The organism is Massilia atriviolacea (genome assembly GCF_003953935.1).
In the GTDB taxonomy this organism is placed as follows: Bacteria; Pseudomonadota; Gammaproteobacteria; order Burkholderiales; family Burkholderiaceae_D; genus Telluria_A; species Telluria_A atriviolacea.
Genome location: NZ_RXLQ01000003.1, coordinates 239,922 through 252,390, shown reverse-complemented (window position 1 = coordinate 252,390; position 12,469 = coordinate 239,922). Strand labels below are relative to the sequence as shown.

The following is a 12,469-nucleotide window of genomic DNA, read 5'->3' as shown; positions in this document are numbered from 1 at the left end:
CCGGCGGTGGCGCCATGACCCTGCCTGCGCGAACGCTCGCGCTGTTTATTTCCGACCTGCACCTGCAGGAAGCGTACCCGCGCACGCTGGACGCCTTCTTCGCCTTCATGGAAGAACGGGCGATGGCGGCGCGCGCGCTGTATATCCTCGGCGACCTGTTCGAATACTGGGCTGGCGACGACGATCTCGACGCGCCCCTGCACCGCCGCATCGCCGCCAGCATCCGCGCCGTCAGCGATGCCGGCATTGCGGTCTACTGGATCGCCGGCAACCGCGACTTCCTGGTCGGCCAGGCCTTTGCCGACGCCGCCGGCATGCAATTGCTGGGCGAGCCGCACATCGCCGAGATCGGCGGGCAGAACATCGCGCTGGTGCACGGCGACGCCCAATGCACCGACGACCTCAAGTACATGGCATTTCGCCAGCAGGTGCGCCAGCCGGCCTGGCAGGCGCAGTTCCTGACCATGCCGCTGGCGCAGCGCAAGGCGATCATCGCAAACCTGCGCGAAGGCAGCAAGGAAGCGCACAGCACCAAGACCATGGAAATCATGGACGTCACGCCGCAGGCGATCGACGCGCTGTTCGCCGCCACCGGCACGAAGGTGCTGATCCACGGCCACACGCACCGCCCCGCCCTGCACGAACGCGACGGCAAGCGCCGCTACGTGCTGCCGGACTGGGAGCCCGATGCCGAGCCGCCGCGCGGCGGCTGGATCGCCATCGGCGAGGGCGGCGCCATCACGCGCCACGACCTCGACGGCAAAGTCATCGGCTAAGGGCGCGCCCGAACACCAGGCTGGCGTTGACGCCGCCGAAACCGAAGCCATTCGAGATGGCATAGTCGGTCGCAATCGTGCGCGCCGCTGCGCTGACGATGTCGATGCCCTCGGCAGCCGGATCGGGCTGCGTCAAGTTCAGCGTGGGCGGGGCGATCTGGTCGCGCAGCGCCAGCACCGTGAAGATCGCTTCCACGCCCCCAGCCGCCCCGAGCAGATGCCCGGTCGCCGACTTGGTGGCCGATACCGCCGGCCCGCGTCCCGTCCCGAAGATGGCCTTGATGGCCGCCAGCTCGCTGCTGTCGCCGACCGGCGTGGACGTCGCATGCGCGTTCAGGTGCCCGATCTGTTGCGGCGCCAGCTGCGCCTGGCGGATCGCCAGTTCCATGGCGCGCCGGCCGCCGGCGCCATCCCCGGGCGGCGAGGTCATGTGATAGGCGTCGGCGCTGGTGCCATACCCCAGCAGTTCCGCAAGCGGCGTGGCGCCACGGCGCAAGGCGTGTTGCAGCTCTTCGATGACCAGCATGCCGGCCCCTTCGCCCATCACAAAGCCGTCGCGCGCGACATCGAAGGGACGCGATGCCCGCACCGGATCGTCGTTGAAGCCGGTGGACATGGTCCTGGCGGCGGCAAAGGCGCCCAAGCTGACGCGGTCGATGCACGCCTCGGCGCCGCCGCACACGGCAATATCGGCCTCGCCGGCGCGGATCAGGCGCGCGGCGTCGCCGATGGCCTGGGCGCTGGCGGCGCAGGCCGTGACCGGCGCCCCGAGCGGACCACGAAAGCCGTGGCGAATCGAAATGTGCCCGGCCGCCATATTGGCGAGGAAACTGGGCACGGTAAACGGCGACAGCCGTTTCGGTCCACGGCCGTCGGTGGTCCTGACGGCGTCGACAATGGCGCCGAATCCGCCCACGCCCGAGCCGACGATGGTGGCCGTCCGTTCGCGCGCGCTGTCGTTATCGGGCTGCCAGCCGGCCTGCTGCAGGGCTTCCTGCGCCGCCGCCAGGGCAAACAGGCTGAAGCGGTCCATTTTCTTGTGCTCCTTGGCTTCCACGGCCAGCGCCGGATCGAATCCCCATGGGCGCTCGGAGGCCAGGGCCGGCACCACGCCGGCCACCCTGGAGGCAATCGCTTCCGTCACGTCCTCGGGCAGGACAATCAATCCCGACTGGCCATCCAGGAGGCGGCGCCAGACAGCCTCCACCCCGCAACCCAGGGGCGACACGATCCCCATGCCCGTGACGACAATACGCCTTGTATTCATACCATGCTCCTCGTTCAGGAAGAAAAATATGCAGATCGGATTGGCAAAATGCGCCATGCGGCGAACGCCGGGCCGCCGCCCGATAAAGGGGTGAGTATAGGGAAGTAAGGGGAAAAAGCCTGGCACATCGCGCCAACGAATATGCAAACTGCGCCATAATGACGCCACCATGCACGCATCCTGGCAAAGCACGCTCACCGTTTCCGCCCACTTCCTGCACGGGATGCTGCACGCCGTGCGCACCCGGCACGGAGACGCGGCGGCGGCGCAGGTGCTCGCGAGCGCCGGGATTGCGCAGTCGCTGCTCGATCAGCCCGACGCACGCCTGACGCGCCAGCAATACGTTGCGCTGTACCGGACCGTGGCGGCGACGCTCGACGACGAGATGCTGGGGCTGTGGTCGCGGCCGATGCGCGGCGGCACCCTGAAATACCTCATGCTCAGCCTGCTGGACGCGCCGACCGTGCTGGTCGCCCTGAACCGCCTGGTGCGCTTCTGGAATTTGCTGCTCGACGATTACCGCCTGCACATTGCGACCAAAAACAATCTGGTGCGGCTGGCGCTGGTGGAAAGAAGGCCGGGAACGCTTGTCACGCCGCTCGGGCATGAGTTGATGATGAAGCTGATCCACGGCATCGCCTCCTGGCTGCTCGGCCGGGAGCTCAGCCTGCACCTGGCCGAGTTCTGTTTCGCCCGGCCCAGGCATGTGGACGACTATGCCTTCCTGTACCCCGGCGCGCTGCGTTTCAATGCCGCCACGACTTGCATCCATTTCGCGTACCAGGATTGCGCCGAGGTATTCAAACGCGAGAAACACGCGCTATGGGCCTTCCTGAAACGCGCGCCGGAAGACTGGACCTTCAGCGCCTTTCACCATGCGTCGATCGCAGCCAGGGCGCGCGCGTATCTCGAGCAGGACCTGGCGCGGCAGGTGACGATCCAGGATCTCGCCGGCGCACTGCACCTCTCGGTGCGCACGATCAACCGCCGGTTCGCGCAGGAAGGAACGCATTTCCAGGCAGTCAAGGACGGGCTGCGGCGCGATATTGCCGTGCACCGCCTGAGCAATTCCAATACCTCCGTCGCGGCGCTGGCATGCGCGCTCGGCTACACCGATGCCACGGGCTTCTGCCGCGCGTTCAGACACTGGACCGGCAGCAGCCCCTCCGACTACCGCAAGGGCAGCCGCCAGGACGAGTGAGCGGCATGGCTCGCTCAGTCGGCCGGCAGCGGGGCCTGCACCACGGCGTACGATGTCAGGCCGATCAGCATCCCATTGCCGATGGCGATCCCGCCCAGCACCGGCTTGCCCCAGGCCAGCGCGGGCGTCGAGACAGTGCCGTCCGGCGCGACCTTGCGCAGCAGGCCCTGCCCGCTCAGGTACATATCGCCATTCGGCGCGAAGGCCATTTCGGTGGTCCCGTGAAAGCCCAGCATGGCGTTGCCGGGCGGGCCATCGAGGTCGCCCATCCAGAACGGCGAGCCGGCGAAGCGGCTCAGCTTGCCGGCCGTGCTCAGCTTGTAGATGACCAGGCTGGCCTCGTCGGCCACGTACAGATTGCCCGGACGGTCGTAGGCGATGCTCACCGGCCGCAGCGCGCCGTCGTCCCTGCCTTCGCCGCCGTGGCCCACATCGGTCAGCACCTCGCTCACCTTGCCCGATGGCGTTACCTTGCGCACCGATAAGTAACCGGCAATCGCCAGGTTTTCCCCGGCATCGACCGCGATATCGAGGACATTGTTGGTATCCGGCGTGTACGACTGCACCACCGTCGTGGCGCCGCGCTCGATCCTGACGATCTGGTAGGCATCGGCGACATACACGGCGCCGTTCGGGCTGATGGCGACGCTGTACGGCCGGCGGAAGGTCGCGCCCTTGACGCCGTTGCCGGCAAACACACTGGTCACGCCGTCGGGGCCGACCGTGCGCACCACGTTGGCGTCGGCGTCGGCAATGTACAGATTGCCTGCCTGATCGGCCGCCGTGCTATTGCGGCGGTTGAAACGCGCGCCAGTGCCCTTGCCGTCCGCGCTGCCGCCGGCAAGCGCGGTCGCGGCCGAGGTGGTGACGACGCCGGCCGGCGTCACGGTGCGGATCGACGGCGCGCCGCTGTCGAGCGCAAGAATATTGCCCGACGCCGTCATCAACAGCGGACCGAGGTAGGAAAAACGCGCATCCGCACCGGTGCCGTCGCGCACGGCGCCACCCGCACTGTTGCCGGCCACCGTGCTCACCACGCCGCCAGCGGTGACCTTGCGCAACAGGTCGACATCGCTGAAATAGATATCGCCGGCCGCATCGGCCGCCATGGCGCGCGGCCCCCTTATCACAGCCTCGGCGCCGACGCCGTCGCGCGCCGGCCCGTAATTGCCACCGGCAACAAAGGTGGCGACACCGCCGGCGATGCGGTAAATCCGCGTGAGCTCGGAGACATAGAGTGTTCCGTCGCCGGTGACGGCGATCCGGCTCGGGCTGCGCAAGTCGCGCTGCTCGGCCGGATGACGGGTCCAGCGCACCCGGCTGACCTCCCCGGCCGGCGTGACCCGGCGGATGCCGGCGTACTCCAGCACCAGGTAGTCGCCATTGACGTCGAGCGCAATGTCGGCCGGGCGGTCGAACACCACCTGCGCACCGCTGCCGTCGCCGTCGCGTCCCGGAACAACACGTCCGGTGCCGAACATGCAAACCGACTCGACCGTTCCGGCCAGCGTGCTGACCACGCCCGCCGGGGTGATCTTGCGCAGCGTATTGTTGCAGGTGTCGGTCACGATCAGGTTGCCGGCCTTATCGACAATCATGCGCGACAGGTGATTGAGATTGAAGCTGGCCGCGCCGCCGACACCGTCGTCGCTGCCGTAGCGGGCGATGGAACCGGCCAGCACCGACATCGCGCCCGAGGGCGTGATTTTGAAGATGACCTGCTTGGCGCGATCGAGCACATAGGTATTGCCGGCCTTGTCCATCGCCATGCCGTTGGGCGTCTGCAGCACGGTTTCCTTGCCGGCACGCACGGACTGCATGCAGGTGATGCCGAGCGCGGCCATGTCATCGTCGCCGGCCGCCACGTAGTCGGTGGCGCCGGGGCCGCACCTGGCGGCGACCGGCATCGCATCCGGGGTCGCCGGCGTCGGGGCGGGCGGCGAGGACGGCGCTGCGCCCGATCCCCCGCCTCCGCACGCGGTCAGGAAGGCGCAGGCAAGCAATGCGGCGCCGCGGCGCATGGCCGTGGCCAGGGGGAAAGGCAGGTGGTGCTGTCGCATATGAAACTGGTCAGTGCATCGAGGACTGCGAATATACCCACTTTGCGCGGCCAATACGAGCGAAAACGAGCATTATTCGCATTGAATTTATTAGTTAGGACTCTTGATTTAATTTCGGAGCGTGTTATGATGCGTTCATGGACATCAAACCTGAAACGCCGTGGGACGGCACACCGGATATCTCGGCTCGCATCGTGGTGGCGATCAGCCGGGTGTCGAGCGTGCTGCGCGCCGGGATGTGGGAGTTCGCCACGGCGGAAAACCTCAACCCGACCCAGGCCGAGATCCTGCAACTGCTGAAAGACCGCAGCACCGGGGTGCGCCTGTCGTGGCTGGCCGCGCAGTTGTCGGTCTCGCCCGCCAGCGCCAGCGATTCGGTGGCGGCCCTGGTCAGCAAGGGCCTGGTGCGCAAGGCGCGCGCCGAGGATGACGGGCGCGCCAGCGCGCTCTGGCTGACCGACGAGGGCAAGGCGCTGGTCGGAAGAATGATGTCGGCCCTCGGTTTTGCCGACGACGCCGCCGCCGCGCTCGATACGCAGGTCAAGGACCAGCTGCTGGTCGGCCTGTTCAAGCTGATCGCCCAACTGCAGAAGAGCGAACGCTTTCCGGCCCTGCGCGCCTGCCTGTCGTGCCGCTTTTTCGAGGCGAACGTCGATCCCGGCAGTGCGGCGCCGCATCACTGCGCCCTGGTCAAGGCGCCCTTGCCGATTGCGTTCTTGCGCATCGATTGCGCCGAGCATCAAGCGACCGACCCGGCCACCGAACGGCGCAACTGGGAGGCGTTCGCCTGATCTTTTTTTTGTCCTAAATAGTTAGGACTCCTATTGAGAAGCGTTCAAGGCCGCGCTTTTCGATCTCTCAACGGCCTGTTTATAAAGGAAGCACCATGTCCCGTATCGCCCTCCTCAGCCGCGACCAGGCCCCTGCCCAGTCCGCCCCACTGCTCGACCAGGTCCAGGCCGCCTTCGGCGCCACGCCGAACATGTTCCGCGCGGTCGCCAATTCGCCGGCCGCGCTGGCCAGCATGTGGGCCGCGTTCGGCGCCCTCGGCGGCGGCACGCTCGGGGCCCGGCTCGGCGAACAGATCGCCGTCGCAGTCGCCGACCTGAACAACTGCGAATACTGCCTGGCCGCGCACACGGCGCTCGGGCGCAAGGCCGGCGCCAGCAGCGCCGACATGCGCGCCGCCCAGGCCGGCCAGTCGGACGATCCGAAAACCGCCGCCGCCCTGCGCTTCGCCCTTGCGGTGGTCGGGCGGCGCGGCCAGGTCGACGCCGCCGAGGTCGATGCGCTGCGCCAGGCGGGCTTCGGCGATGGCGAGATCATGGAAATCATGGCGCACATCGCCCTGAACCTGTTCACCAACTACGTGAATGTCGCCTTCGCGGTGCCGGTCGACTTTCCGCAAGTAAGGCTGCGCGCCAAATGACGGCCGCTCCCGCATTCCAGGTATCGGCCTGGCTCAACGCCGCCGCCCCGGTCAGCCTTGCCGGCTTGCGCGGCAAGGTGGTGGCGGTGTACGCCTTCCAGATGCTGTGCCCGAGCTGCGTGTCGCATGGCATTCCGCAAGCGAAGCAGATCCAGAACACCTTCGCCCGCCACGAGGTGGAAGTGCTCGGGCTGCACACGGTGTTCGAGCACCACGCCGCCATGGGCCGCACGGCGCTGGAAGCGTTCATCCACGAATACCGGATCGCCTTCCCGGTCGGCATCGACCAGCCCTCGGACACCGGGCCGGTGCCCCTGACGATGGAACGCTACCAGCTGCGCGGCACGCCGACGCTGCTGCTGTTCGACCGCCAGGGCGTGTTGCGCCACACCCTGCTGGGCGTGGTGCCGGACATGCAGGCCGGCGCGCTGATCGCCCGGCTGGTGGCGGAAACGGGGACGCAGCCGCACTGCGACGACGGCGCTTGCCGGCTCTAGACAACATTTTCGCCTAGACAATATTTTCGATTGGAGAAAACATGAAACGCATCACATCCGCCTTGACCGCCGCCATCCTGTTGTCGGCCCCCGGGGCCCAGGCCCACCAGGGCCACACCGGCGGCATCCAGAGCGCGCCGTCCAGGGCGGTCGAGGCCCCGTTCGACATCGTGCATACCAAGATCGCGCGCGAAGGCAATACGGCGCTTTTCCATATTGCGGTCTCCGGCAAGGCGGGCAAGTCGCGCCCTGCCGCGAGCGGCAAGCTGGCCGGCAGCAGCGTGTTTTCGTATGTGTGGCCGACCTCGCTCGATCCCTCGGTGGTGGGCTTCGACAAGGGCGCCGGCATCCTCGCCTTCGCGGTGACCGCCCATCCCGACTTCGACGACACGCCCCTGTACGATGAAAACGGCGACGGCAACCTCAAGAACGATGGCGACCTGTGGCATTCGCACTGGGTGGTGCTGAAACCGGACGATGCCTGCGGCAAGGGCGCGCTGAAAGTGGTCGACATTCCGGCCGGCGCCACGCCGAAACTGCCCAAGACCTGGCCCGGCCTGCCGCTGCTGATCGACAGCCCCGGCTACAGCCCGGTGTTCACGGCCTCGACGCTGGAAGTGCGGGTGCCGTTCGACGATGTGGGGGTGCTGGCGGACGCCAGCTTCGACGGCGTGACCGCCGCGCTGCGCGTCAACGCCAGCGTGCACAGCCCGCTGCTGTGCGTGGCGAATGTGTTCAAGGTCGCTTCCGGCACGCTGAGCCTGCCGGGCAAGGTGGGCAAGTAGGCGCAGCGGCTGGCATGATGCGTTGCTCATGCCAGCCGCTGAAGCAGCGCTACTGGGGTAGCGGTGTTTGCATGACGGCGTAGCGCGTCATCCCTTTCAGCAGGCCATTGCTGGACGTGATGCTGAGCAGGTGAGGATAACCCCAGGCCAGCGCCGGCGTCGACACGCTGCCGTCTGGACTGACCTTGCGCAATTTTCCGTGTCCGGTCATGTACATGTCGCCATTCGGCACGAATGTCATCTGTACCTGGGAATAGAAACCCAGGCTGGCCGTGCCGGGTGCACCGTCCTGATCCCCGGCAACGCCAAGGGTGCCGGCGAAGACCGACAATGGGCCGTCTTTCGCGACCTTGAAAACGACGTGGCTGTATGGCTCGGCCATATACAGATTGCCGGCGCGGTCGAAGGCAAGGGCGCGCGGGGTGAGGACATATCCCGCGCGGTTAGCCGTCATCTCCGGCGAGAAATTGTTCACGTCGATAGTACGGATCAACTTCCCCGATGGCGCGTAGATCAACGCGGCGTTGATGTAGGCCACGGCGAGATTGCCGTCGAGATCGACGGCCATGCCGTAGACAGCGCCGAGCCTGGTATTGCCGGAAAAGTCGACCAAGGTCGTCATCGCACCGTCCTTGATCTTGACGATGCGTCCGATATCGGACACGTACATCACCTCTTTGCCATCAATAACGACGTTGTCCGGACTGGCAAACGCATCAGCCCGGAAAACGCCTGTCAGGGCATTGTTCTTCACACCGGGCACGCCGGCGAATACGCTGGTCTGTCCACTGGGGGCCACCCGCCGGATCACATAGCGCTGGCGGTCAGCGACATACAGATTGCCTTTGGAATCGCTGGCCACGTGGCTCAGGCTACCGAAGCGCGCCGCCGCGCCCGTACCGTCCACCGTGCCGCCCGCGGACGGCGTGGCGGCAAAGGTCGTCACCTCGCCCGATGCGGAAATCCTGCGCAGCGTCCGCGCAACACCGTCGACTCCGATGAGCTGCCCGGCCGGATCGAAGGCCAGCGCGACAAGCGTCCCGAAACGGGCGCTGGCGGCGTCACCGTCACGCACGATGCCCGTGCCATCCCCGCCGATCACGGTCGTGACCATGCCGGCAGGGGTCATCTTGCGCAAACGCCCCCCATCGGCGATCAGGACATCGCCGGATTCGCTCATCGCCATTGCGCCGATCAGATTGAAGCCGGCCGCCTCACCCTGGCCATCGGCCATCCCGCTCACGGGCTGGCCGGCGATCAACTGCAATACCCCGTTGTTGCCGACACGGTAGACGCGCACGCTATCGGCGGCGTAGATCGCGCCGCCTTTCGCAACCACCAGGCTGCTTGGCCGGATGGGGCCGCCGCTTCTGGCCCATTCGACGCTGGTGACCTTGCCTGTTGGCGTGACACGCTGAAGTTCCCGTGCGCCGGACAACACCAGGTAGTCGCCATTGGTATCGAGCGCAATACCGCCTGGACGATGGAAGGTGCGGCGCACTGGCTGGCGGTCGGGCTGGAGCGGGTTGTCGCGCACGCCGCATGAATAGCCGGTCTGGCCGGCGACGGTGCTCACCGCGCCGGCCGGTGTGATGCGCCGGATCGTATTGTTGCACGTGTCCGTCACGACAAGGTTGCCGGCCGCGTCGATCAGCATGCGCGACTCATAATTGAAACGAAAACTTGCGCCAGTACCGACGCCATCCTGGCTCCCGAACACCATATCGGAGCCGGCCAGGGTCGATACCGCGCCATCCGGCGTGAACTTGAGAACCACTTGGCGGCCGGCGTCGAGCACGAAGGTATTGCCCGCCCGGTCGACCGCCATGCCGCCCGGCGTCTGCAGCAGGGATGGCACGCCGGCCAGGACGGGGGGCAATACCTTGACAGGTGGCGGCGCGACAGGCGCCTCGGACGGCGCTGGCGATGCGCCGGAACCACCGGAGCCGCCGCCGCAAGCGCTCAGCATTGCGGCCAGCAGCAGCGCGATGCTGCGCCGTATGGCCGGACGTGGAAAGGAGGTCTGCTGTCTGAATCGCTGCATGTAATTGTTGGTTCGGATGAAAGGACCGTAAATATAACAATTATCCACAGGCAGCAGTAATTAACCGACGGAACTAACTTCATATCAGGAGGCTGGGCGTTGTTTTTCTCGCATGCAGACCTTGACGGTACATGATTTGGTGTTATAGTTAACTACATCACCACCTCATCACCTCACCAATCAGGGAGGATTCATGTCTCATCAGGCAACACCATCTCCGCGGGAGGGCCGGCCATGACGATCGGCTGGAACGACAATACCCCCATCTACCGCCAGCTCAAGGACAAGGTCGTCGGCATGATGCTCGATGGCGTGCTCAAGGCTGGCGACGCCCTGCCCTCGGTGCGCCAGGTCGCGGCCGAGTATCAGCTCAATCCGATCACCGTTTCACGCGCCTACCAGGAACTGGTGGACGAGGAACTCGTCGAAAAACGAAGGGGAATTGGCATGTATGTGACAGAAGGCGCGAGCGAAAAACTGCTCGCCAGCGAACGCGAGCGCTTCGTGCGCGAAGAATGGCCGGCCATGCTCGAACGCATCCGCCGCCTCGGCCTGGACCTGGAACAGCTGCTGCGCCCGCGCGACGGAGGCCAGCCATGAGCGCCGTCCTCACCGCCCGCAACCTGAGCAAGCGCTATGGCAAGGCGCTGGCGCTCGACAATGCCAGCTTCGAGATCGGCGCCGGCCGCATCGTCGGCCTGATCGGCCCCAACGGCTCCGGCAAGACCACCACCCTCAAGGCCGTGCTCGGCCTGACCGATGTGGAGGGCGAGCTGTCGGTGCTCGGCATCGATCCGCGCAGCGGGCGCGACGCGCTGATGCAGCAGGTCTGCTTTATCGCCGACGTGGCGATCCTGCCGCGCTGGCTGCGCGTGTCCGAAGCGATCGATTTCGTCGCAGGCGTGCACCCGCGCTTCAACCGCGCCAAGGCCGAGCGCTACCTGGCCGCCACCAAGCTCAAGCCGGAGATGAAGGTCAAGACCATGTCCAAGGGCATGATCGTGCAACTGCACCTGGCGCTGGTGATGGCCATCGACGCCAGGCTGCTGGTGCTGGACGAACCGACCCTGGGCCTGGACATCCTGTACCGCAAGCAGTTCTACCAGAATCTGCTGGAGGATTACTTCGACGAAAACAAGACGATCGTCATCACGACTCACCAGGTCGAGGAAGTCGAGCACATCCTCACCGACCTGCTGTTCATCCGCGACGGCAAGATCGTGCTGTCGGCCTCGATGGACGAGGTGGGCGAGCGCTTCATCGAAGTGATGGTCGCGCCGGACAAGCTCAACGCCGCCAACGCGCTGCAGCCGATCGACCAGCGCAGCGTGTTCGGCAAGTCGGTGCTGCTGTTCGACGGCGTGGCGCGCGCGCAGCTGGACGTGCTCGGCGAAACGCGCAGCCCCAGCGTCGCCGATCTGTTTGTCGCCACCATGAAAGGAAGCTACGCATGAACACAATGACATGGCTGCTCAAGCGCGAGTTCTGGGAGCACAAGGGATCGTTCTACTGGGCGCCGCTGGTGCTGGGCGCCGTGATGGTGGCGGTGACCGGCCTGACCATCATCTACGGCATGAGCAGCGGCGCCCACTTCACCTTCAAGGTCAACGGCCAGATGCAGGACCTGCAGGCCGCCTTCAACGGCATGTCGGCGCACGACCACCGGCAACTGGTCGAGGTGCTGTCGAATATCTGCGTGGGCGCCGGCCTGCCGCTGCTGCTGATGCTGGCCGTGACCACCTTCTTCTACTGCCTCGGCGCGCTGCACGACGAACGGCGCGACCGCAGCATCCTGTTCTGGAAATCGCTGCCGCTGTCGGACACCCGGACGGTGCTGTCGAAAGTGCTGATGGTGACCGTGGCCGCGCCGCTGATCGTGATCGGCGTCAGCCTGGCCACCTCGTTTGCGTTGATGCTCATCATCGGCACGGCCGCCATGTTCCATGGCGTGAGCGTGTTCGGCGCCATCCTGGGCAACCCGGCCTTCTACATGCTGCCCGTGCACGCGGTGGGCGTGCTGCCGGTGTACGTGCTGTGCGCCCTGCCGACGGTCGGCTGGCTGCTGATGGTCTCGGCCTGGGCCAGATCGAAAGTGTTCCTGTGGGCGGTCGGCGTGCCGCTGATCGCGCTGATGCTCGTCAAATGGATCGGCTACCTGCTCGGGATCGATTCGGCGGCGGCCTGGATGATGACCAACGTGGCCGGGCGCATGCTGCTGGGGCTGGTGCCGGGCAGCTGGCTGTTCGATCACAACCGGGGCGGCACGCTGCTGCACGAGCCGGGCATGGATGTGCTGGCGCAAGCCTGGCTTGCCCTGGCCAATCCGGGGGTGTGGATCGGTGCGGCGGCCGGTGCGCTGATGATCTATGCGGCGATCCGCCTGCGCCGCTTCAAGGACGAAGGCTGACAT

Annotated in this window: 12 protein-coding genes; 9 read left to right on the top strand and 3 right to left on the bottom strand. The window is 66.3% G+C overall.

The genetic code is table 11. The annotated features are described in order from the left end of the window. Window positions 1–14: 14 nt before the first annotated feature. A complete protein-coding gene (locus EJB06_RS06395) occupies window positions 15–776 on the top strand; it encodes a UDP-2,3-diacylglucosamine diphosphatase (protein WP_126073181.1) in 762 nt (253 codons plus the stop codon). Here EJB06_RS06395 and fabF read toward each other — a convergent pair. Further along, window positions 766–2,043 (bottom strand): beta-ketoacyl-ACP synthase II, encoded by a 1,278-nt coding sequence (gene fabF, locus EJB06_RS06390; RefSeq protein ID WP_126073180.1) that lies wholly within the window; start codon window positions 2,041–2,043, stop codon window positions 766–768. The two genes, EJB06_RS06395 and fabF, sit on opposite strands and share 11 nt — an antisense overlap. 169 nt (window positions 2,044–2,212) lie before the next feature. Between fabF and EJB06_RS06385 the strand changes: the two genes are divergently transcribed. Then, complete coding sequence (locus EJB06_RS06385; RefSeq protein WP_126073179.1) at window positions 2,213–3,244, top strand: AraC family transcriptional regulator; 1,032 nt, start codon at window positions 2,213–2,215, stop codon at window positions 3,242–3,244. Between the two features lie 14 nt (window positions 3,245–3,258). Here EJB06_RS06385 and EJB06_RS06380 read toward each other — a convergent pair whose 3' ends face one another. Further along, the gene (locus EJB06_RS06380) at window positions 3,259–5,304 is read right to left on the bottom strand and encodes an NHL repeat-containing protein (protein ID WP_126073178.1); all 2,046 of its coding nucleotides are present in this window, start codon (window positions 5,302–5,304) and stop codon (window positions 3,259–3,261) included. A gap of 137 nt (window positions 5,305–5,441) precedes the next feature. Between EJB06_RS06380 and EJB06_RS06375 the strand changes: the two genes are divergently transcribed. The 4 genes from EJB06_RS06375 (at window position 5,442) to EJB06_RS06360 (ending at window position 8,015) form a co-directional block, all read left to right on the top strand. Further along, a complete protein-coding gene (locus EJB06_RS06375; RefSeq protein ID WP_126073177.1) occupies window positions 5,442–6,095 on the top strand; it encodes a MarR family winged helix-turn-helix transcriptional regulator in 654 nt (217 codons plus the stop codon). A 95-nt stretch (window positions 6,096–6,190) separates the two neighbouring features. Further along, entirely contained in the window at window positions 6,191–6,733 is a 543-nt protein-coding gene (locus EJB06_RS06370; RefSeq protein WP_126073176.1) for a carboxymuconolactone decarboxylase family protein, read from the top strand. Then, window positions 6,730–7,230, top strand: coding sequence for a peroxiredoxin family protein (locus EJB06_RS06365; RefSeq protein WP_126073175.1), 501 nt, complete (start codon window positions 6,730–6,732; stop codon window positions 7,228–7,230). Before EJB06_RS06370 ends, EJB06_RS06365 begins: the two co-directional genes overlap by 4 nt. A 41-nt stretch (window positions 7,231–7,271) precedes the next feature. Continuing rightward, window positions 7,272–8,015: a hypothetical protein gene (locus EJB06_RS06360; protein ID WP_126073174.1), complete on the top strand. Its 744-nt coding sequence runs from the start codon at window positions 7,272–7,274 to the stop codon at window positions 8,013–8,015. 49 nt (window positions 8,016–8,064) lie between these two features. On the opposite strand, the gene EJB06_RS06355 is transcribed toward EJB06_RS06360, so the two are convergent. Continuing rightward, on the bottom strand, window positions 8,065–10,059 hold the full coding sequence (locus EJB06_RS06355) for an NHL repeat-containing protein (RefSeq protein ID WP_126073173.1): 1,995 nt from the start codon (window positions 10,057–10,059) through the stop codon (window positions 8,065–8,067). A gap of 234 nt (window positions 10,060–10,293) precedes the next feature. Between EJB06_RS06355 and EJB06_RS06350 the strand changes: the two genes are divergently transcribed. From EJB06_RS06350 to EJB06_RS06340, 3 genes are read left to right on the top strand one after another with little or no spacing between them, the layout of a single operon-like run. Then, window positions 10,294–10,659 carry a GntR family transcriptional regulator gene (locus tag EJB06_RS06350; RefSeq protein ID WP_126073172.1) on the top strand — a complete coding sequence of 122 codons (366 nt, stop codon included), beginning with the start codon at window positions 10,294–10,296 and terminating at the stop codon, window positions 10,657–10,659. Next, the gene (locus tag EJB06_RS06345; protein ID WP_126073171.1) at window positions 10,656–11,513 is read left to right on the top strand and encodes an ABC transporter ATP-binding protein; all 858 of its coding nucleotides are present in this window, start codon (window positions 10,656–10,658) and stop codon (window positions 11,511–11,513) included. The genes EJB06_RS06350 and EJB06_RS06345 overlap by 4 nt, the downstream gene beginning before the upstream one ends. Then, window positions 11,510–12,466: a hypothetical protein gene (locus EJB06_RS06340; RefSeq protein ID WP_126073170.1), complete on the top strand. Its 957-nt coding sequence runs from the start codon at window positions 11,510–11,512 to the stop codon at window positions 12,464–12,466. Before EJB06_RS06345 ends, EJB06_RS06340 begins: the two co-directional genes overlap by 4 nt. Window positions 12,467–12,469: the final 3 nt, after the last annotated feature.

Excerpts from the sequence above, each read along its gene's own strand:
- EJB06_RS06395 (WP_126073181.1), top strand. The coding sequence starts at position 15 with ATGACCCTGCCTGCGCGAACGCTCGCGCTGTTTATTTCCGACCTGCAC.
- fabF (WP_126073180.1), bottom strand. The coding sequence starts at position 2,043 with ATGAATACAAGGCGTATTGTCGTCACGGGCATGGGGATCGTGTCGCCC.
- EJB06_RS06385 (WP_126073179.1), top strand. The coding sequence starts at position 2,213 with ATGCACGCATCCTGGCAAAGCACGCTCACCGTTTCCGCCCACTTCCTG.
- EJB06_RS06380 (WP_126073178.1), bottom strand. The coding sequence starts at position 5,304 with ATGCGACAGCACCACCTGCCTTTCCCCCTGGCCACGGCCATGCGCCGC.
- EJB06_RS06375 (WP_126073177.1), top strand. The coding sequence starts at position 5,442 with ATGGACATCAAACCTGAAACGCCGTGGGACGGCACACCGGATATCTCG.
- EJB06_RS06370 (WP_126073176.1), top strand. The coding sequence starts at position 6,191 with ATGTCCCGTATCGCCCTCCTCAGCCGCGACCAGGCCCCTGCCCAGTCC.
- EJB06_RS06365 (WP_126073175.1), top strand. The coding sequence starts at position 6,730 with ATGACGGCCGCTCCCGCATTCCAGGTATCGGCCTGGCTCAACGCCGCC.
- EJB06_RS06360 (WP_126073174.1), top strand. The coding sequence starts at position 7,272 with ATGAAACGCATCACATCCGCCTTGACCGCCGCCATCCTGTTGTCGGCC.
- EJB06_RS06355 (WP_126073173.1), bottom strand. The coding sequence starts at position 10,059 with ATGCAGCGATTCAGACAGCAGACCTCCTTTCCACGTCCGGCCATACGG.
- EJB06_RS06350 (WP_126073172.1), top strand. The coding sequence starts at position 10,294 with ATGACGATCGGCTGGAACGACAATACCCCCATCTACCGCCAGCTCAAG.
- EJB06_RS06345 (WP_126073171.1), top strand. The coding sequence starts at position 10,656 with ATGAGCGCCGTCCTCACCGCCCGCAACCTGAGCAAGCGCTATGGCAAG.
- EJB06_RS06340 (WP_126073170.1), top strand. The coding sequence starts at position 11,510 with ATGAACACAATGACATGGCTGCTCAAGCGCGAGTTCTGGGAGCACAAG.